Source organism: Allobosea sp. 05T439, from assembly GCF_056396005.1.
Genome location: NZ_JBFTKP010000013.1, coordinates 175,460 through 195,007, shown reverse-complemented (window position 1 = coordinate 195,007; position 19,548 = coordinate 175,460). Strand labels below are relative to the sequence as shown.

General features: G+C 65.6%; 19 protein-coding genes. 11 read left to right on the top strand and 8 right to left on the bottom strand.

Annotated features, from left to right (window positions below; genetic code table 11):
* The 3 genes from AC1DIO_RS17435 to AC1DIO_RS17425 all read left to right on the top strand — a co-directional run.
* On the top strand, positions 1-180 hold a 180-nt coding region (locus AC1DIO_RS17435; protein ID WP_476853746.1), incomplete at its 5' end, for a DNA translocase FtsK.
* A gap of 184 nt (positions 181-364) precedes the next feature.
* Entirely contained in the window at positions 365-646 is a 282-nt protein-coding gene (locus AC1DIO_RS17430; RefSeq protein ID WP_441507120.1) for a hypothetical protein, read from the top strand.
* A 367-nt stretch (positions 647-1,013) separates the two neighbouring features.
* On the top strand, positions 1,014-1,319 hold the full coding sequence (locus AC1DIO_RS17425; RefSeq protein WP_441490823.1) for a hypothetical protein: 306 nt from the start codon (positions 1,014-1,016) through the stop codon (positions 1,317-1,319).
* 113 nt (positions 1,320-1,432) lie between these two features.
* On the opposite strand, the gene AC1DIO_RS17420 is transcribed toward AC1DIO_RS17425, so the two are convergent.
* Entirely contained in the window at positions 1,433-2,368 is a 936-nt protein-coding gene (locus AC1DIO_RS17420) for a helix-turn-helix domain-containing protein (protein WP_441507119.1), read from the bottom strand.
* Between the two features lie 152 nt (positions 2,369-2,520).
* Here AC1DIO_RS17420 and AC1DIO_RS17415 point away from each other — a divergent pair, with 152 nt between their 5' ends.
* Positions 2,521-3,459: a glycine reductase gene (locus AC1DIO_RS17415; protein ID WP_476776385.1), complete on the top strand. Its 939-nt coding sequence runs from the start codon at positions 2,521-2,523 to the stop codon at positions 3,457-3,459.
* A 147-nt stretch (positions 3,460-3,606) separates the two neighbouring features.
* Positions 3,607-5,238, top strand: a complete 1,632-nt coding sequence (locus tag AC1DIO_RS17410) for an AMP-binding protein (protein ID WP_441507117.1) — start codon at positions 3,607-3,609, stop codon at positions 5,236-5,238.
* Positions 5,239-5,448: 210 nt separating this feature from the next.
* Here the strand turns inward: AC1DIO_RS17410 and AC1DIO_RS17405 are convergent, their stop codons facing one another.
* The 3 genes from AC1DIO_RS17405 to AC1DIO_RS17395 form a co-directional block, all read right to left on the bottom strand.
* Entirely contained in the window at positions 5,449-6,396 is a 948-nt protein-coding gene (locus tag AC1DIO_RS17405) for a ring-cleaving dioxygenase (protein WP_441507116.1), read from the bottom strand.
* A 251-nt stretch (positions 6,397-6,647) separates the two neighbouring features.
* Positions 6,648-7,403 (bottom strand): metallophosphoesterase, encoded by a 756-nt coding sequence (locus tag AC1DIO_RS17400; RefSeq protein ID WP_476853745.1) that lies wholly within the window; start codon positions 7,401-7,403, stop codon positions 6,648-6,650.
* 72 nt (positions 7,404-7,475) lie between these two features.
* Positions 7,476-9,800, bottom strand: coding sequence for a bifunctional salicylyl-CoA 5-hydroxylase/oxidoreductase (locus tag AC1DIO_RS17395; protein ID WP_476853744.1), 2,325 nt, complete (start codon positions 9,798-9,800; stop codon positions 7,476-7,478).
* A 222-nt stretch (positions 9,801-10,022) separates the two neighbouring features.
* Here AC1DIO_RS17395 and AC1DIO_RS17390 point away from each other — a divergent pair, with 222 nt between their 5' ends.
* From AC1DIO_RS17390 to AC1DIO_RS17365, 6 genes are read left to right on the top strand one after another with little or no spacing between them, the layout of a single operon-like run.
* Positions 10,023-10,778: an SDR family NAD(P)-dependent oxidoreductase gene (locus AC1DIO_RS17390; RefSeq protein WP_441507113.1), complete on the top strand. Its 756-nt coding sequence runs from the start codon at positions 10,023-10,025 to the stop codon at positions 10,776-10,778.
* Between the two features lie 4 nt (positions 10,779-10,782).
* Positions 10,783-11,325: a MarR family winged helix-turn-helix transcriptional regulator gene (locus tag AC1DIO_RS17385; protein WP_441478049.1), complete on the top strand. Its 543-nt coding sequence runs from the start codon at positions 10,783-10,785 to the stop codon at positions 11,323-11,325.
* Positions 11,322-12,155, top strand: a complete 834-nt coding sequence (locus tag AC1DIO_RS17380; RefSeq protein ID WP_441507112.1) for an enoyl-CoA hydratase family protein — start codon at positions 11,322-11,324, stop codon at positions 12,153-12,155. The genes AC1DIO_RS17385 and AC1DIO_RS17380 overlap by 4 nt, the downstream gene beginning before the upstream one ends.
* A gap of 1 nt (position 12,156) precedes the next feature.
* Positions 12,157-13,347, top strand: coding sequence for an acyl-CoA dehydrogenase family protein (locus AC1DIO_RS17375; protein ID WP_441507111.1), 1,191 nt, complete (start codon positions 12,157-12,159; stop codon positions 13,345-13,347).
* A 1-nt stretch (position 13,348) separates the two neighbouring features.
* The gene (locus AC1DIO_RS17370) at positions 13,349-14,992 is read left to right on the top strand and encodes a benzoate-CoA ligase family protein (protein ID WP_476853743.1); all 1,644 of its coding nucleotides are present in this window, start codon (positions 13,349-13,351) and stop codon (positions 14,990-14,992) included.
* A 45-nt stretch (positions 14,993-15,037) separates the two neighbouring features.
* Positions 15,038-15,445: a RidA family protein gene (locus tag AC1DIO_RS17365; protein WP_441490834.1), complete on the top strand. Its 408-nt coding sequence runs from the start codon at positions 15,038-15,040 to the stop codon at positions 15,443-15,445.
* Positions 15,446-15,495: 50 nt separating this feature from the next.
* On the opposite strand, the gene cysN is transcribed toward AC1DIO_RS17365, so the two are convergent.
* The 4 genes from cysN to AC1DIO_RS17345 form a co-directional block, all read right to left on the bottom strand.
* Positions 15,496-17,130 carry a sulfate adenylyltransferase subunit CysN gene (gene cysN, locus AC1DIO_RS17360; protein WP_441507108.1) on the bottom strand — a complete coding sequence of 545 codons (1,635 nt, stop codon included), beginning with the start codon at positions 17,128-17,130 and terminating at the stop codon, positions 15,496-15,498.
* A complete protein-coding gene (cysD, locus tag AC1DIO_RS17355; RefSeq protein WP_441507107.1) occupies positions 17,130-18,032 on the bottom strand; it encodes a sulfate adenylyltransferase subunit CysD in 903 nt (300 codons plus the stop codon). Before cysD ends, cysN begins: the two co-directional genes overlap by 1 nt.
* Positions 18,029-18,850, bottom strand: coding sequence for a phosphoadenylyl-sulfate reductase (locus AC1DIO_RS17350; RefSeq protein ID WP_441507106.1), 822 nt, complete (start codon positions 18,848-18,850; stop codon positions 18,029-18,031). The genes cysD and AC1DIO_RS17350 overlap by 4 nt, the downstream gene beginning before the upstream one ends.
* Positions 18,851-19,029: 179 nt before the next feature.
* Positions 19,030-19,548, bottom strand: a complete 519-nt coding sequence (locus AC1DIO_RS17345; protein WP_441490838.1) for a hypothetical protein — start codon at positions 19,546-19,548, stop codon at positions 19,030-19,032.

The window sequence follows — 19,548 nt, the reverse complement described above, 5'->3', positions numbered from 1 at the left end:
GCGGTCGCGGTCGTGCTGCGCGACAAGAAGGCCTCGACCTCGTATATCCAGCGCCGCCTGCAGATCGGCTACAACCGCGCCGCCTCGATCATGGAGCGCATGGAGAACGAGGGCATCGTCGGCCCCGCCAACCACGCCGGCAAGCGAGAAATCCTCGTCGAGGCCAGCGCGTCGCCTTGATCTCCATCTCCAGCGGGCGGAGACGTCGCTGCCGCGCTGGCAGCGACGTGCGTGACCGACCTCGTCTGCTGCCGGTTGGGAACGCAGACCCCTCGCCCGTTCGGCGCGGCAAGCGAAGACTGGTATGTTGCGCAACCGATGCGGTTACTATGCGGCCGTAGCTTCGCTCGCACCGGAGGCGACGATGAACCGAGCCGTTCTGTCATTGATGCTGATGTTGGCCGCGGATCTTGCGTTGGCTCAGCCCCGGCCCTCCACCGTCAACAGGCCCTGCAGTGCCAGCCGGCACGATGTCATTGCCAACGGCGCCATCGTGCTCGGTACCGGTGGCTACACCTATGACCGCTTCGTGCGCGACCGCAGTTTCTGCGAACTCGATGAATATGCCGATCCCGCCTGGGTTCCGAGCCGCGACACAGCGAGCTGCTTCGTCGGCTATCGCTGCAAGAGCGGGATGTATGACTAGGCAGGAGCGAAGTCCCCGCGCACGGCAAGGCCGCGCGCACCTTCGTCTTTCCCATCCCTTGCGCGGAAGACAGTCTGAGCGGCCGTTCCACGTCTGGGGCGAGCGGACATGCATCTCGGCCCGGCAACCCGCAACCCTACGACGCTGAAGCTGACATTAGGCTGACACGTCATGTCAKGTTTGCGAGCCGAATTGTCGGGTAAAACGGCGCCTGAGGTTCCCGCCAGGAGCCCGCTGAACTTCGCTGCGCAGACCTTTCCGAAGACGGACACGCGACGGGCATCACTCCAGCAATTGAAACCGGGGAGCTTCGTCAGGTGGCCGAACCTATCGTTGGGCGGAACTTGAGTGGAGGGAGGAACGCGTCATGGGATATGCAGTCGATCCTTACGGCCCGGCACGGAATACCGCTCTGCTTGCGAGCATCACCGCGCTGGAGGCAGCCGTGATCGTGATCCTCGGACAGGTGGCGCTGCTGGGAGCCGATTCCGTAGAAGAGGCCCATGTCACCCTCGCGGAACTCCGGGCCCATTGCGAGCAAGTGAGGGAGACCTTGCTGTCGATGGCGGTGCCGCGCAATGAAGCCGACTCGGTTATCTTCAGCACGAGCTTCACCAGAGAGCTCGACCACATCTTCGGGGCCATTCGGTTCCGCAAGGCGACATCGCAATGATATCGCAAAGCTCCTGAGGCAGATGCCATCGCGCGGGATCCCAAGCGGTGGCGACCTCTCCTTCCGAACGGGCGCCGCCGATGCCTGGCATGGCGCCCCCCGCGTCCCGGATCTCACTCCGGTTGAGCCAGAAGCGGCCTCATCGCTTCATTGATCCAGTGCCATTCGGAGCCGGCCGGGCCTCCTGCATCGTCGCCGCGCAAGATGGCGAGCAGTTGCTGATAGCGGATCGAACGGGCGTGGTGTTTCCGATACTGATCGAGATGCCAGTCCAGGAAAGCCCGATCGGGAGCGCGGTTCATTGCGCGGGCTGAGTCTTCAAGCCATTCCCGCGCGATCGCGGCACCGCTTGCGGAATCCGGTTTTGCGCTGTCGTCCATCGCGGCGCGAACCTTGGCGAGGGTCCGGTTCGCGGCTTCGGCATAGGCGGCGGGGTCGAACTCAGCGGTCGACATGGCCCCAGCATTCGCCCGCATCTCGGCCATGTAGCTTTCATCGGTGATGATCACCGTAAGCTCGGCCCAGGCATCGATCTGCGCGGGCGTCGGATCGTCCGGGAGCTCGGGTGTGCTGGCCTCGATCATCTGGCGCTTCCAGGCATCGTCCATCTGCGCGCCTCCGGCGACCTCGTCGTAGAAGCGCTCGACCAGCAGGCGGAACTGGGCATTGGAAAGGGTCGTCACGGTCCATAATCTCCTGAGATCGGTTTCGGTGGGGTCTGGCGACTTCAAGGTCGCGCGCAGGACGGCGGCGACACGGCGCTGCGAGGCGATCTCCGCCTCCAGCGCGCGAAGGCGCATGGTCAGAACGTCCGTCAGCGAAAGCCGCCTCGACAGGAACTTTCGGATGACTGCGAGGCCCAGCCCGATATCGCGCAGCGCCCGGATCAGATCGAGACGCGCGACATCCTCCGCGGAATACACACGGTAGTTGCTGAAAGTTCGCGTCGCCGGCGGCAGCAATCCGCTGTCCGAATAGAACCGAATCCGCCTGACCGAGACGCCGCTGAGCTTTGCAAGCTCGCCAATCGTGTGCCGTTCTTCCTTCATGGCGTCGTCCTAGGGTCTCCACCGGATGGAGGGTCAAGCGCTGCCGGAACTGGCGGCCGACCAATTCCGGGTATCCGCGCATTGCAGCGCCTCGCGACGCTGCTCTACCGTGCGGCCCATGCCGCGCCGCGGCAGGAACAGGAGCGCCCGCGATGGTCGGCGAACGCAGCGACATATTTGGGTTTGCGCCCGCCCATGATGCGCCGATCCCCTATCTTCAGCGCGTTAGCACCTACTATCAGGCGCTGGGATATGGTCAGCCCTACGCATGGGCGCATTACGCCGCGGTGCCGTTTCAGGCTTTGGCGAGGCCTCTTTCTGAGTGCCGGGTGACGATCATCACGACGGCTGCCCCCTACCAACCGGACAAGGGCGATCAGGGGCCGGGAGCGCCCTACAACGCTGCAGCCAAGTTCTATTCCGTCTATTCCGCCGATAGCGGCGAGGAGCACGACCTGCGCATCGCCCATGTCGCGATCGACCGCACGCATACGACCGCCGAAGATCTCGGGAGCTATTTCCCGCTGGCCGCATTGCGCCAGGCGGCGATCTCAGGGCGGCTCGGCTCGATTGCACCGCGCTTCCATGGCTTGCCGACCAATCGCAGCCACCGCGTGACGCTCGAGGTCGATTGCCCGGAGATCGTCGCCCGCTGCAGGGCGGATGCGGTCGATGCAGCGATTCTGGTGCCGAATTGCCCCGTCTGCCATCAGAGCGTCAGTCTCGCCGCCAGGGCGCTGGAGGAGAATGGCATCGCGACCGTTGTCATGGGTTGCGCCAAGGACATCGTCGAATATGTCGGTGTGCCGCGCTTCCTGTTTTCGGATTTTCCGCTCGGCAATTCCGCGGGGCGACCGAACGACCGCAGCTCCCAGGACGTCACGCTCGATCTGGCTCTGGCCACCCTGGAGCGGGCACCGGCGCCACGGACCACGGTGCAGTCCCCCTTGATCTGGAGTTCCACCCCGGACTGGAAGTTGGACTATTGCAATATCGAACGTCTTTCGCCCGATGAGATCCGGCAGCGACGGGCCGCCTTCGACATACAGAAGGAGACCGCCAGGGCAATCCGTGAACAGGCGCCGGGTTGAAGCCTCCGCTCTGGCGTGAAGCAGCGGCAACGCTGCAGAGCGCCGCTCGCAATTGACGATACCGCCGGATCTGCCGCAGGCTTTCGCCAGAAATCGCCGCCCTGCCCCTGGGCCGGATCAGAGCGATGCCTTGGAGGAGCGCGGCTGATGACGGTTGGCAAGGATTTGGCAGATGCCGCGAACGTGCCCGGGAGCGACGCGTGCGTGCTGCGCCACATGCTCGAGCGCCAGGCCAGGACAAATCCGGATCGGCGCTTCGTCCAGTTCTGGCCCGGCGCGACCTGGAGCTATGGCGAAACGCTGCGACAGGTGCGTTTGCACGCTGCCGCCCTTGCCGCGGCCGGCGTGAAGCAGGGCGACCATGTGCTGTGCTGGATGGGCAATGGCCCCGACCTGCTGGCGACCTGGTTCGCGATCAACTATCTCGGCGCCGTCTATGTCCCGCTGAACACCGCCGCGCGCGGCCGCCCGCTCGAATATGTGCTCGACGATGCCGACGCGGCGTTGATGGTCGGCCATCGGGCGCTGGTGCCAAGGTTGGCGGAGGTCAATCCCGGMAAGCTGCGGCAGGTTCTGCTGGTCGGCGAGAGCGAGCAACGGGAGCCGCAGCTCGCAGGCGTCACCGTCGCCCCGTTCGAGCTCCCCGCCGTGGTTGCGGACGATACCCTGGCGCTGGAGCGTGCGATCGAGCCCTGGGACACCCAGGCGATCATGTACACCTCCGGCACGACCGGCAATGCCAAGGGCGTGGTGTCGTCCTATGTCCAGCTCTACACGATGGGGCCTGACGCATTCGACTGCATCGGCCCCGAGGATTGCTGCCTGGTCTGCGGCCCGATCTTCCATTGCGGCTCGACGCTCTATGTCTATGCGATGCTCGCCTGCGGCGGATCGATCGGCATGGTCCGCGAGTTCCGCACCGCTGATTTCTGGGATGCCGTTCGCGGTACCGGCAGCACTCTGGTCTTGCTGCTCGGCGTCATGGCGACGTTCCTGCTGAAGCAGCCGGCCAGTGCGTCCGACCGGGAACACCCCCTGAAGAAGGCCTTCATCGTGCCCTTCGGCGAGGACGCCGTCTCGTTCCGCGAGCGCTTCGGCGTCGATCTGCACACCGTCTACAACATGACGGAGATAGCCAGTCCGCTCAGTGCCGGCCCCGGCATTTCAGAGCAAGGCCTGGCAGGCTTGCCGCGACCCTGGTTCGAATTGCGGGTCGCTGATGCTCATGACTGCGAAATGCCAAGGGGCGAGGTCGGCGAATTGCTGGTTCGCTCGCACCGGCCGTGGGCGCTGATGAAAGGCTACTATGGGAATGCCGAGGCGACGGTCGCGGCGATGCGCAATGGCTGGTTCCACACTGGCGACGCCTTTCGCCAGATGCCGGATGGGCGCTTCTTCTTCGTCGACCGGCTCAAGGACGTGATCCGCCGGCGTGGCGAGAACATTTCCTCCTTTGAACTGGAGAGCGAGATCCTGGCCCATCCCGGGGTTCGCGAGGCGGTTGCCGTCGCGGTGCCGAGCGAGCATGGCGAGGATGAGGTCCTGGCCGTCGTCACCCCGATTGCAGGCGGCGCACTCGACCAGACCGAGCTTGTGAGCTTCCTGGCGGAGCGCATCGCGCATTACATGGTGCCGCGCTTCATCCGCATCGTAGACGAACTTCCAAAGACGGCGAGTGGCAAGCTGCAGAAGCATGTTCTGCGCAGCGAAGGCGTCACGGCCGATACATTCGACCGTGACGCCGCCGGGATCCGCATCAGAGCCGAGCGGCTCGGCTGAGCCGCTCGGTGCGTTGGATCATCGGACCGGATACCGATCCGATGATCTCGCCTTTCGTGTGGGCACCGCTTGCCCGAGAACCACAATCCAGTCTCGGGCCGATGCCTCCAGTTCATCGGACCGGATATCGTATCCAGTCCGATGATCTAACCCGTTGTCTTTGCATCGGCTTTGCCCCGAAAACCGCAATCCACTTTTCGGGCCGATGCTTTAGAGCGGCTTCAGATTGGCCTCGATCTGCCGGCGCTTCGGTTCCAGGAACGGCGGCAGCGCGAGCTTTTCGCCCATCGTTTCGGCCGGCTCATCGGTTGCGAAGCCGGGACCATCGCTGGCGATCTCGATCAGGATTCCATTTGGCTCACGCAGATAGAGCGAACGGAAATAGAAGCGATCGACCGGTCCGCTATTGGGATAGCCGGTCGCGCGCAGGCGCTCCGCCCACTCATCGTACTCGCCGAAGGTCGGCGTCCGCAGCGCGAGATGGTGGACACCGCCCGCCCCTTCGCGTGCCTGCGGCAGGTCGGGCTCGACCGCGACATGCAGCTCCGCCGCCGGCCCGCCATCGCCGACCTTGAAGACGTGGATGTCGCCGGTCGCATGAGCCGCGTCGCGATAGTCCGCAATGCGCTCGAGGCCGAGCAGCTTGCCCAGCACGAGCTCGGTCCGCTCCAGCTTCGGCACGGAAATCGTCACCGGGCCGAGGCCACGGATCTGATGTTCTGTCGGCACGGAACTCCTGTCCCAGGCCACGAAGGGAATCGCACCGCCATCGGCGATCAGCGTCAGGCGCTGGCCTTCCGGATCCTCGAAATCAATCGCGGCGCGGCCATTGATGGCGCGGATATCCGAAACCGCGACGCCAGCCGCCGTCAGCCGCTCGCGCCACCAGTCCAGCGACGTCTCGTCACCGACGCGCAGGGCGGTGCGGGTAATCGAATGGGTGCCGCGCTTGGCCGGAGGAGCCGGCCAGTCGAAAAAGGTCAGATCGGTGCCGGGCGAGCCGGCGCCGTCGGCGTAGAACAGATGATAGGCCGAGGTGTCGTCCTGATTGACCGTTTTCTTGACCATGCGCATGCCGAGCGTCTCGACATAGAAGCGCCGGTTCTGCGGCGCGTTGGCCGAGATTGCGGTGACGTGATGGATGCCCGTGAGCTTCATAGGTGACCTCCTGATCGCTTCCTTGGCCCGTTGGCCAGTGTTCGCAGCAGAGATAACCGCTTTCGAATGCAACAACAGATCACGTGTTGCCACGACGACGTTGCGAAAATGCAATGATCTGGACTCTGCCTGTCCCTGTGAGTGGGTCAGGCGGGTTGCCCCGTCATTCCCACGATACAGGTCCGGCACGAGCCGGGGCCATTGGTTCTCGAACGAATGGTGGCCGGCGAGGTTCCGGGTTGCGATCCGGCTCAGCCCGTCGTCAGGATTCGCCGGCCGGTGCCTTCGAGCACCACGCAGGTTAGCTGCCCCGTTTCATAGGCGCGTGTGTCGATACCGATCCGGTTCGGGCGGATGACGGGCGCAGTCGTCGGCGTATGCCCGTGAACCACGACGAAACCGAAATCCTCTTCGCTGTCGAGAAATTCGTGCCGGATCCAGAGCATGTCTTGCTCGGATTGCTCGCCGAGCTGAATGCCCGGGCGGATGCCGGCATGCACGAAGAGATAGTCACCGCAGCGCCAGTTCAKGGGCGCCTGCGCGATGAATGCGGCGTGGTCGGCCGGTTGCGCTGCGAAGAAACGCTGCACGATCTGACGGCACGCCAGATCTTCCTCGACCTCGTCGAACTCGGCCACGTCGATGCCGTAGGATGCCAGCGTCTCGACGCCGCCAAACCGGCACCAGCGCAACACGAGATCGGGCGCATGGCGAATGCCGAGCGTGTAGTCCTCATGATTGCMGCGCAGCGTGACGAGCTCACGTTCACGCCGCTTGTCGATGAGATGAGCGATCACGCCAGAGGAGTCGGGACCGCGGTCGATATAGTCGCCAAGCATGACCTGGATGACGCGCTTGCCTGAGGCTGAACGGGCATCCGCTTCGATCTGGGCCTCGATCTCGCGCAGCAGATCGAGGCGGCCATGGACGTCGCCCACCGCATAGATGCGCAGGCCGTCAGGTATTGCCGGCTGGCGGCCGGCGAGCGGCGGGTTGGCGGCATCCATGGGCTTGGCTCCGGCGGTATCTGATCGCCGGGCCTTGTCGCCCGTCGTTTCGCGCGCGGCAAGGGCGAATGGCTAATGTGCGTCCGCGTGCCGCCCCGGCTTGGCCTTGAGCTTGAGCTCGGTCAGATCCTCGCGCTCGCGCGGCGTGTTGCGCATGAGCTGGTCCTTGCCGGGCTGGTACTGCACGGGTTGCGGGGTATCGACGCCATACCAGGCCGCAGCGCGCAGCACGAAGGACGGGTCCGCCAGATGCGGGCGCCCGAGCGCCACGAGATCGGCGCGACCGGAGGCAATGATCGTGTTCACCTGATCGGCCGTCGTGATGTTGCCGACGCACATGGTGGCGATGCGCGCCTCGTTGCGGATGCGGTCGGAATACGGCGTCTGGAACATGCGGCCATAAATCGGCCGGCTGTCATTGACGGTCTGCCCGGTGGAAACATCGACGAGGTCACAGCCTTCCCCGGCAAAGGCGGCCGCAATGGCGACGGAATCCTCAGGCGACAGGCCGCCTTCCTTCCAGTCCGTCGCCGAAATACGAACGGACATCGGCTTCTCCCGCGGCCAGGCCTCGCGCAGCGCCCGAAACACCTCGAGCGGGTAGCGCAGGCGGTTCTCGAGCGAGCCGCCATAGGCGTCCGTCCTGTGGTTCGTCAGCGGCGAGAGGAAGCTCGCCAGCAGATAGCCATGGGCGCAGTGCAGCTCCAACATGTCGAAGCCTGCCCGCTCGCCGCGCTCGGCCGCGGCGACGAACTCGGAGCGCACGCGATCCATGTCGGCGCGCGTCATCTCGCGCGGCACCTGGCTCTCGGGATAATAGGGCAGAGGCGAGGCCGAGATGATCGGCCAGGCCCCTGCGGGAAGCGGCCGGTCCATCCCTTCCCACATCAGCCTGGTCGCGCCCTTGCGGCCGGCATGCCCGAGCTGAAGGCAAAACTTCGCGGCCGAGTTCGCGTGAACGAAGTCGACGATGCGTGTCCAGGCCGCCTCCTGCTCGTCGCTGTAGAGACCGGTGCAACCGGGCGTGATGCGGGCGTCGGGGGCGACGCAGGTCATCTCGCTAACGATCAAGCCCGGACCGCCGATGGCCCGCGAGCCGTAATGCATCAGGTGCCAGTCCGTCGGCAGGCCCTCTAGCGCAGAATACTGGCACATGGGCGAGAGCACCATGCGATTCTCGACCTGCATCTCGCGGAGCCGGAATGGCTGGAATGCGGGTGCCACGGGGGAGCCGTCGCGCTTGCGCCGCGCTGCAGGGCCGACTTCGTCAGCCACCAGCGTGTCGATGGCAGCGGCGAAGGCGGGCGCGCGCAGAGCGAGATTGTCATAGGTGATCGCCTTCGAGCGCGTCATCAGACCGAAGGCAAAGCGCAACGGATCGAAATCCCAGAAGCGACGCAGTTGCTCGAACCAGACCAGCGAGACATCCGCCGCGTGCTGCGTCTTCTCGACCTCTTCGCGCCGGGTCCGTTCGTAGAGCGACAGGGCGGTGGAGACGTCGAGCTTCGCCTTGCCGAAGGCACGATGCAGCGCAATCGCGTCCTCCATTGCCAGCTTGGTGCCGGAGCCGATCGAGAAATGCGCCGTCGCCTTGGCGTCTCCGATCAGCACGACATTGTCCGAGACCCAGTTCTCGCAGCGGATCATCGGGAAATTGCGCCAGAGCGAGCGATTGGTGATCAGCCGGTGACCTTGCAGCTCCTCCGCGAAGACGCCTTCGAGGAAGGCGGCCGAGGCGGCTTCGTCCATGCCCTCCAGGCCAGCCTTCGCAAAGGTCTCGGGGTCCGTCTCCAGCACCCATGTCGAGCGCCCGGCCTCGTACTGGTAGCAATGGGCAATGAAGAGCCCGTGCTCGGTTTCCTTGAAGAAGAAGGTGAAGGCGTCGAAGGGCCGGGTCGAGCCCATCCAGGTGAACTTGTTCGGCCTGAGATCGACCTGTGGCCGGAAGCGTTCCCGCCAGCCTTCGCGGATGCGGCTGTTGATGCCGTCGGCCGCGACCACGAGATCGAAATTGCGCTTCAGCGCTTCGATATCATCGGCTTCCGTTCCGAATTTCAGCGTGACGCCGAGTTCTCGGCAGCGCTCCTGCACCAGCATCAGCAGCGAGCGGCGCGAGCAGCCGCAAAAGCCGTTGCCGGAGACACGATGGAGCGTGTCCTTGAAGCGGATCTCGATATCGTCCCAGTAGGCGAAATTGTCGACGATCGCGCCGTAGCTTTCGKGGTCGGCCGCCTTGAAGGTATCGAGCGTCTGGTCGGAAAAGACGACGCCGAATCCGAACGTGTCGTCAGGCTGGTTGCGCTCGAAGACCGTGACGTCCAGCGCCGGCCAGTCACGTTTCATCAGCAGCGCGAAATAGAGTCCGGCAGGACCGCCCCCGACGACCGCAATGCGCATCACCCATCCTCCCCGGCTGTGACGGATATTATTTTAAGCCTGAAATATTTTTTCCTCAAGGGGGATCGCCGTGGCTTCCGCGCGGAAGGCGGGAGCATGTCCAATCCTATACGTATCCGGCGATTGCGGCGCGCAATTCACAATCATGCGCTCGTTCCAAGCCTCGCTTGCAAATTGCTTCAGACCTAAAATATATTGCTCGGCATGAGGAGGCTCGGCGTCATGGACCTGGCGGGACGACATGCTCTGGTGACGGGCGGCGGGCGTGGCATCGGCCGGGCTGTTGCCGGCGCTCTCAAGGCGGCCGGTGCGCATGTCTCGATCATCGGCCGCAGCGCGGCGACCCTGCAGAGCGCCATTGCCGAGGGCGATGCCGACAGCTTCGCGCTCGCCGATGTCACCAATGAGGCAGCCGTCGCGGCGGCGATCGGGACTCTCTCCAGAGAACGGCCGCTGGATATCGTCGTTGCCAATGCAGGCGGCGTCGAGACCGGGCCGTTCCTGAAAAGCGACGCCGAGCGTTTCCGGCGGATGTTCGAGTTGAACCTGATCGGCACGGTCAATGCCTTCCGGGCGGCCCTGCCCGGCATGACCGAGCGCCGCGAGGGGCGGCTGATCGCGATCGCCTCTACCGCCGGGCACCGRGGCTATCCCTATGTCTCGGCCTATGTCGCGGCCAAGCATGCGGTCATCGGGCTGACACGCTCGCTGGCGCTGGAGGCCGCCCGATCCGGCGTCACGGTGAATGCGATCTGCCCCGGCTATACCGATACCGGCATGGTGGCAGACAGCATCGAGGCGATCACAGCCAAAACCGGAAAGCCGGGCGAGCAGGCGCTGGCGGAGCTGGTCAAGGGCAACCCCCAGGGCCGGCTGATCGCTCCGGAAGAGGTCGCGGCAGCCGTGCTCTACCTCTGCGGTCCCTCCAGTGCCGGGATTACCGGCCAGTCGATCCTGATCAATGGCGGGGAGTTCTAGAGCGATGGAAACACCCTCCCCCGGCCTCATTCTCGACCGTGAGACCAAGGCAAGCGAGCGTCCCGGCGATCACAAGGACGAGCTCAGGCTCTGGCTCAGGATGCTGACCTGCTCGACCCTGATCGAGACCGAGATCCGCAATCGCCTGCGCGAGGAATTCAAGACGACGCTGCCGCGCTTCGACCTGATGGCGCAGCTCGACAAATCGACGACGGGCATGACGGTCGGCGAGGTCTCGCAGCGACTGATGGTGTCGAACGGCAATGTCACCGCCGTCGTCGCCGGCCTGCTGGCCGACGGGTTGGTCGACAAGCGCCCGGCCGCTCAGGATCGGCGCGTCCAGGTGCTGACGCTGACGGCGCAGGGCCGCAAGAGTTTTCGCGCCATGGCGGAGCGGCATGAAGGCTGGATCGCCGAGCTCTTCGCCGGCCTCGACCAGCCCGAGATCGTCCAGCTCTTCCGCCTGCTCGGACAGACCAAGGCCTCTCTGCACCAGGCCATCAAGCGCCGCGCCGATGAAGCGGCGGGCCGGGGAGAGAACGCATGAGCATCGCCAACGCCACCATCTTGCCGCTCGCCGGTTTCAAGCCGGCGCATTTCGGTTTAGGCGTTGCCGGCAAGGTCGCGACAGTGACGCTGAACCGGCCGGACAAGAAGAACCCGCTTACCTTCGAGAGCTACCGCGAGCTMACCGATTTCTTCCTCGCCGCGCAGAAGGAGGAAGAGGTCAAGGCGATCGTGATCACCGGAGCCGGCGGTAATTTCTCCTCCGGCGGCGACGTCTTCGAGATCATCGGACCGCTGGTCGCGATGGACACCAAGGATCTGCTCAAGTTCACCCGCATGACCGGAGATCTGGTCAAGGCGATACGCGGCTGCCCGCAGCCGGTGATCGCGGCAATCGACGGCATCTGCGCCGGCGCGGGTGCGATCATGGCGATGGCCTCGGATATCCGCTTCGGCACGCCCGAGACCAAGATCGCCTTCCTGTTCAACCGCGTCGGCCTTGCCGGCTGCGACATGGGCGCCTGCGCGATGCTGCCGCGCATCATCGGCCAGGGCCGCGCGGCTGAGCTGCTCTATACCGGCCGTGTGCTCAAGGGCGAGGAAGCCGAGCGCTGGGGCTTCCTCAACCGGCTCGTCGGCAAGGAAGCGATGCTCGGCGAGGCGCAGGCGCTCGCCGGCGAATTGGCGGACGGGCCGACCTTCGCCAACGCGATGACCAAGCGCATGCTCGAGATGGAGTGGGCGATGTCGGTCGAGGCGGCGATCGAGGCCGAAGCCGTGGCGCAGGCGCTCTGCATGCAGACCGAGGATTTCGCCCGCGCCTATCACGCCTTCGCCGCCAAGCAGAAGCCGGTCTTCGAGGGGAACTGAGATGATCGGGACCGGCATTCTCGGCGATACGCTCGACTGGCCGTTCTTCGAGGATCGTCATCGCGCCTTTGCCAGGGATCTCGCAGAGTGGGCCGATGCCACTCTGCCCGGCCTGCCCCATGACGATGTMGATGCCGCCTGCCGGGCGCGGGTGAAGGCGCTTGGCGAGGCCGGCTTTCTGAGAGCGGTCGTGCCGGCAGCGTATGGCGGGCTCGGCGAGGCGCTGGATGTTCGCACGCTTTGCCTCGCCCGCGAGATTCTTGCTGCACGTGACGGACTCGCGGATTTCGCCTTCGCCATGCAGGGGCTTGGCACCGGTTCGATCTCCCTTGCCGGTTCGGAGGTTATGAAAGCCCGCATCCTGCCAGGCATCCGCGACGGCAGGCGCATTGCAGCCTTTGCCCTCTCCGAGAAGGAAGCAGGCTCGGATGTCGCCGCCATGGCGACGACGGCCGCGCCCGACGGCAACGGCCATGTCCGCATCGACGGCGAGAAGACCTGGATCTCGAATGGCGGCATCGCGGACCACTATGTCGTCTTCGTACGGACGGGCGAGGCGCCCGGCGCGCGCGGTCTCTCGGCCTTCCTGGTCGAGGCCGATACGCCCGGCCTGAGCATCGCAGAGCGCATCGATGTGATTGCGCCGCACCCGCTCGCCACGCTCCGCTTCGATTCCTGCCGTGTCCCGGTCGGCAACCGGATCGGAGGGCCCGGCGACGGATTCAAGGTCGCGATGGCGACGCTCGACATCTTTCGCTCGACGGTTGGTGCCGCGGCGCTCGGCTTCGCCCGGCGCGCGCTGCACGAGACCGTGTCGCACGCCAATGGCAGGAAGCTCTTTGGCGGAACGCTCGGCGATCTCCAGCTCTCGCAGGCCGCGATCGCGGACAGCGCGGCCGAGGTCGATGCCGCAGCCCTGCTGGTCTATCGGGCGGCCTGGACGAAGGACAAGGGTGCGCCGCGCGTCACGCGCGAAGCTGCGCTCGCCAAGCTCGTCGCAACCGAGAACGCCCAGCGCGTGATCGACCGCGCCGTCCAGATCCATGGCGGGCTCGGCGTGACCAGGGGCGTCAAGGTCGAGGAGCTCTATCGCGAGATCAGGGCGCTCAGAATCTATGAGGGCGCCAGCGAGGTTCAGAAGGTCGTCATCGCGCGCGATCTCCTGAAGGCGCATGCCATGAGCGGAGGCTGAGATGGCGCAGGCGGAGTTCGTGCGGTCAGGACATCTGGACAGTTTCGCGCGGGACAATCTGCCACCGCGCGACAGCTGGCCCGACCTCAAGGTCACAGATGCCGGCCTCGCCTATCCCGAGCGGCTCAATGTCGCGACCGAACTGCTCGATCGTCATGTCAGCGAGGGGCATGGCGAACGCATCGCCATCATCTCGGACCGCGAGGTCTGGACCTACGCCGAACTCGCCCAGCGCGTGAACCGCATCGCCAATGTGCTGACCCGCGATCTCGGGATGCGGCCGGGCAACCGTGTGCTGCTGCGGGCCGCCAATACGCCGATGATGGTCGCGGCCTATCTCGCCGTGCTGAAGGCGGGCGGCGTCGCGGTCGCGACCATGCCGATGCTGCGCGCCGGCGAACTCGCCTACCCCATCCGCAAGGCGAAGATCACATTGGCCCTGTGCGATCACCGCCTGATCGATGATCTCCGGACCGCCCAGACACAGACACCCGAACTCCCGCGCATCGTGACCTGGGGCGGAGGCACGCCGACCGATCTCGAAGCGCTAATGGCGCGCGCGGGCTATGAGAACGCCACCGCCGCCGATACCGCCCGCGATGATGTCTGCCTGATCGGCTTCACGTCGGGCACCACTGGCGAGCCGAAGGGCACCATGCATTTCCACCAGGATCTGCTCGCCATTTGCGACACCTATGGAGCGCGCGTGCTGAAGGCGGCACCGGAAGACCGCTTCATCGGCTCGCCGCCGCTCGCCTTCACCTTCGGGCTCGGCGGACTCGTGCTGTTCCCGATGCGGATCGGTGCCGCGATGGTGCTGCCCGACAAGGCCGCCCCCGCCGATCTCGTCACAGCAATCGAGCGCCACAAGGCGAGCGTCTGCTTCACGGCGCCGACGGCCTATCGCGCCATGCTCGACAAGCTCGACGGCCGCGATATCTCTTCCCTGCGCATCTGCGTCTCGGCCGGGGAATCCCTGCCCAAGGCGACCTTCGAAGCCTGGCTGAAGCGGACGGGGCTGCCGCTGATGGACGGCATCGGCGCCACCGAGATGCTGCATATCTTCATTTCCGCGCCGCGCGAGGCGATAAGGCCGGGCGCCACCGGCCTGCCCGTGCMAGGCTACGAGGCGCGGATCGTCGACGAGGCCGGCAATCCCCTGCCCGATGGCACGCCCGGACGCCTCGCCGTGCGCGGACMGACCGGCTGCCGCTATCTCGCCGATCCCAGGCAGGCGAAATATGCGCAGGACGGCTGGAACATCACCGGCGATACCTATCTGCGCGATGCGGACGGCTATTTCTGGTACCAGGCCCGTTCGGACGACATGATCATCTCTGCCGGCTACAACATTGCCGGGCCGGAGGTCGAAGCCTGCCTGCTCGCCCATCCCGATGTCGCCGAGTGCGGCGTGGTGGGCGCGCCCTGTCCGGACCGCGGCCAGATCGTCAAGGCCTATGTCGTGCTGCGCGAGGGCATTCGCGGCGATACGGCCCTGGCCAAGGCATTGCAGGAGCATGTGAAGGCGGGTATCGCGCCCTATAAATACCCGCGCGCCATCGCGTTCGTTCCGGCTCTGCCGAAGACGCCGACCGGCAAGCTCCAGCGTTTCGCACTGCGTAAGTTGGCGCTCACCGAGACCTGATTCCCCCAAGAACAGGCCGAAACGGCCGAAGACCGAGGCTCCGCCATGTCGAACCTTCCAGCATCACGCGCAATCCTGCCCGAGGGCTGGCCGGTGCCGCGCGGCTATGCCAACGGCATGGTCGCCGAAGGCCGTGTGATCGTGACCGGTGGCCTCGTCGGCTGGAACGAGCACGGCGTCTTCGCCGAGGGGTTTCTGCCGCAGCTCCGTCAGACCCTCGCCAATATCAAGGCTGTGGTCGAGGCCGGCGGCGGTCGCATCGAGGATATCGTGCGGCTGACCTGGTATGTCACGGACATCGAGGCCTATCGCGCCAGCCTGAAGGATATGGGGCCGATCTATCGCGAGACCCTGGGCCGGCATTTTCCGGCGATGGCGGTCGTTCAGGTCGTCGCGCTGGTCGAGCCGCAGGCGCTGATCGAGATCGAGGCGACGGCGGTGGTCGCGGGCTGAGGACGCCGCGACCCACGCCATCGTGCATCCGGCGAAACGATCTCGATCGATCAGATGCCGGCGCCGTCCTGAAGCGCGGCTGATGGGTGCCTCTGCCACAGCCGGGCGTGAAGGCCGCGCAAGGTCGGGCGCAGGGCGAAGTCGCCGAGCGCGAGGACACCCGAGACGCCGGGCCGGCCGGTCAGTGCAAGGGCTGCTCCGAACAGTCCTGCCGTGCTGAGCAGGCGCCAACTCACGGCGCTCCACCAGAGCCGCCGATCCGGCGTGCCGGGAGCGCCGATCAGGCGGTTGCGCGCCTGTCGCAGGCGGTCGGCCGTACAGAGCGCCTCCGCCGGGTTCAGGCTTCGTCCCGCGCCCGGCTCGGCGACCACGAAACCAAAGGCGACCGTTTCGTTGCTGATCCGATCGATCAGGATAAAGCCGCCGAGATCCCGGCTCTCCTGATAGGGCAAGGTGGCCAGCGGCCGGTCGAGCCGCAGCGTCACCAGGCCGATCCCGTTCATGCGCAGGACCTGCGCCGGCACCGGCTTGAAGCCCTCGATGTCGATGCTGTGATCCAGCGCGCCGATCGTGGCGTTCACGGCCTGGGTCGCGAGCTTCAGCACGAACTGACCGCCCTCCAGCATGGCGCGCTCGCCAGTCCAGAGCAGCCGCGCCCGGAGCTCGCGCCGGACGGGAACCGAGCTCGCCGCGGAAGCGATGACGTCGCCGCGCGAAATGTCGACCTCGTCAGCCAGGGTCAGGGTGACGGCCTGCCCCGCCGCCGCGTTGCTGGCTTCGCCTGACGGGGTAATCAGCCGCGCGATCGTGCTGCTGCGCCCGGACGGCAGCACCGTGACGGCATCGCCGACGCGGGCACGGCCGCGGGCCGCTGTGCCGGCATAGCCACGGAAATCCAGATCGGGCCGGTTCACCCATTGCACGGGCAGGACGAAGCCGGCCTCGTCGCGCGTCTCCTGTTCGACGACGATGGCCTCCAGCAGAGGCAGCAGCGCCGGTCCCTTATGCCAGGGCATCGTGGTTGAGGGGCGCATCACATTCTCGCCGTCCCGCGCCGAAACCGGGATGATGTCGATCGACCTGAAGCCGAGGTTCTTCACGGCCGCGCGATAATCCGCAGCGATCCGGTCGAAGATTGCCTCGTCGTAACCGACGAGGTCCATCTTGTTGATCGCAACCACGACGTGGCGGACGCCGACCAGCGAGACGATGAAGGAGTGGCGCCGCGTCTGCGGCAGCAGGCCTTTGCGGGCGTCGATCAGGATGATGGCGAGATCGGCGGTCGAGGCGCCGGTCGCCATGTTGCGGGTATATTGCTCGTGGCCCGGCGTATCGGCGACGATGAAGCTGCGCTTCTCCGTCGCGAAATAGCGATATGCGACATCGATGGTGATGCCCTGCTCGCGCTCGGCCGAGAGCCCATCGACCAGCAGCGCGAAGTCGGGCTCCGCACCTTGCGTGCCGAATTTGCGGGAATCGGCGTCGAGGGCGCTGAGCTGGTCGTCGAAGACCGCGCCGGCCTCATAGAGCACGCGTCCGATCAGCGTCGACTTGCCGTCATCGACCGAGCCGCAGGTGATGAAGCGCAGCAGCGAATGCTGGGCGGTTTCGCTCAGTCCGGAGGAATCGTTCGCAGGGAGTGGAGCCGTGGCGCCCGGGCGCTTCTTCTCGGCGGCGACAGCCATCAGAAGTACCCTTCCTGCTTCTTCTGTTCCATCGAGCCGGCGCCGTCATGGTCGATGACACGGCCCTGGCGCTCGGAGGCGCGCGATGAGCGCATCTCGGCGATGATGTCGGTGAGGCTTGCGGCTTCGCTCTCGACTGCGCCGGTCAGCGGGTAGCAGCCGAGCGTCCGGAAGCGGACCATGCGGGTCTCGACGACCTCTCCGAGCGCGAGCTCCATGCGGTCGTCGTCGCGCATGATCCAGGCTCCGTCGCGGTGCACGACCGGACGCGGGGCAGCGAAGTAGAGCGGTACGACCGGAATGTTCTCGAGTGCGATGTAGTCCCAGACATCGCGCTCGGTCCAATTGGAGAGCGGGAAGACGCGAAAGCTCTCGCCCTTGTGCTTGCGGGTGTTGAAGAGCTGCCAGGGCTCCGGGCGCTGGTTCTTCGGATCCCAGCGATGCTCGGCGCTGCGCAGCGAGAAGATCCTCTCCTTGGCGCGGCTCTTCTCCTCGTCGCGCCGCGCGCCGCCGAAGGCGACATCGAACTTGTGCAGGTCGAGTGCCTGCTTCAGCCCTTGCGTCTTCATCACGTCGGTATGGACGCGCGAGCCTGAGGCGAAGGGCCCGATGCCGGCCCTGACCCCGTCCTGGTTGACATGGACGATCAGATCGAGCCCGAGCCGCTCCGCCGTCTCGTTCCGGAAGGAGATCATCTCACGGAACTTCCAGGTCGTATCGACATGGAGCAACGGGAATGGCGGCTTCGCCGGATAGAACGCCTTCAGGGCGAGATGCAGCAGAACGGCGGAATCCTTGCCGATCGAATAGAGCAGCACCGGCTTGTCGCAGGTCGCCACAACCTCGCGAATGATGAAGATCGCCTCGGCTTCGAGCTTCTGCAGATGGCTGAGCTGGATCATGGTCGCGCCTCCGCCGCAGTGGCAGCCTTGGCCCGGACCAGATTCCCGTCCGGCCCGACATGCAGGCCGCATTCCTTGGCCGCGTCGTCTTCCCACCACCAGCGCCCGGCCCGCTCCGGCTCGCCCGGTGCGATCGCACGGGTGCAGGGCTGGCAGCCGATCGAGATAAAGCCTTTGTCATGCAAAGGATTGAGCGGGATTCCTTCAGCCTTGGAGAAACTCAGCGCGACCTCGCGCGACCAGTCGAGCAAGGGGTTGAACTTGATCAGGCCGCGCTCCGTTTCGGCCTCCGCGAGCGCGACGCCGCCGCGCGCGGCCGACTGGTCGGAGCGCAAGCCGGTGATCCAGATCTCCGCCCCGTCCAGGGCCCGGCCCAGTGGCTCGACCTTGCGGATGTCGCAGCAGGATTTGCGGGCGTCGCGGGAAGCATAAAAGCCGTTGATGCCGTTTTGGCGGACAAAAAGTTCGATCGCGTCATGGCGCGGGTAGAAGGGGCGGATCACCACGCCATAGTGACGCTCAGTCTCCTGCCAGAGGCTGTAGACCTCCGGAAAGAGCCTGCCGGTGTCGAGGGTGACGATCTCGATGGGAAGCCCGGCACGAGCGATCAGATGGATGAGGACCTGATCCTCAAGGCCGAAGCTGGTGGTAAAGACGATCCGTCCCGAAACCGCCTGACGCAGTCCGATGAGACGGTCGCGCGCATCCGACTTGCCGAACGCGCGAACGAGGTCAGCAGCGCGCTCGGGCAAGTCAATTGCCTCAGCCGGTGCGCCTTGTTGGGCGGAAAGGCCCGTATCGATGGGGTCTCTGGCCATGGTCTTGGCCGCCTGTATTGTTCTGTAAATCGAACAATTCAGCTATACCCGAACGCCCACCGGGGCAATTCACTTGAGGTAGTGTGGTTTTTCTTATTTCACAAAATGAAGAGAAGAACCTTTCGCCGAGGCAGGCAGCCGGGCGCGACTGCCGTCCCCGACGCGGGGAGAGTGAGGCCTCAGCCGCAATGCGGCTGGGCGCCGGCGCTCCAGAAGGGCGCATCCTCGCCGGCGCGCGGAATGCTGCGGCGCTCAGTGGCCCGCAATTCGGCCGGCAGCGCCACGACGCTTTGCCACCAGCCATGGGCGCATTCGGAGCGGAACGCCATCTGGTCGCTCAGGCTCGTGCCGATGGCCCGGAAGCCTGTTTCCAGCGCGGCAACGGCATCCCGGATCGCAGCCTGCGTCTGCTCCGTGCTCTCGCGCGCATCGGCGCAGAAGGCAGCGGTGAAGGCAGTGATGTCATGGGCCAGTTCGGGATAGGCGCTTGCATCGAGGCTCCAGGCTTTCATCCATTCATGCGAGACGAGTGCGACCGCCTCATCGAGCGGGCGCGAGACGACCTTGCGGGCCGTGGTCCGCATATGGCGCATCAGCTCGGCACGCGCGTGCTGGTGACGCGCGGCGATCGCGGCCTCCTTCATGCGCGCAATCGCGGCCTCGGCCTCGGCGAGACACTCGTCGACCGGATGGGTCAT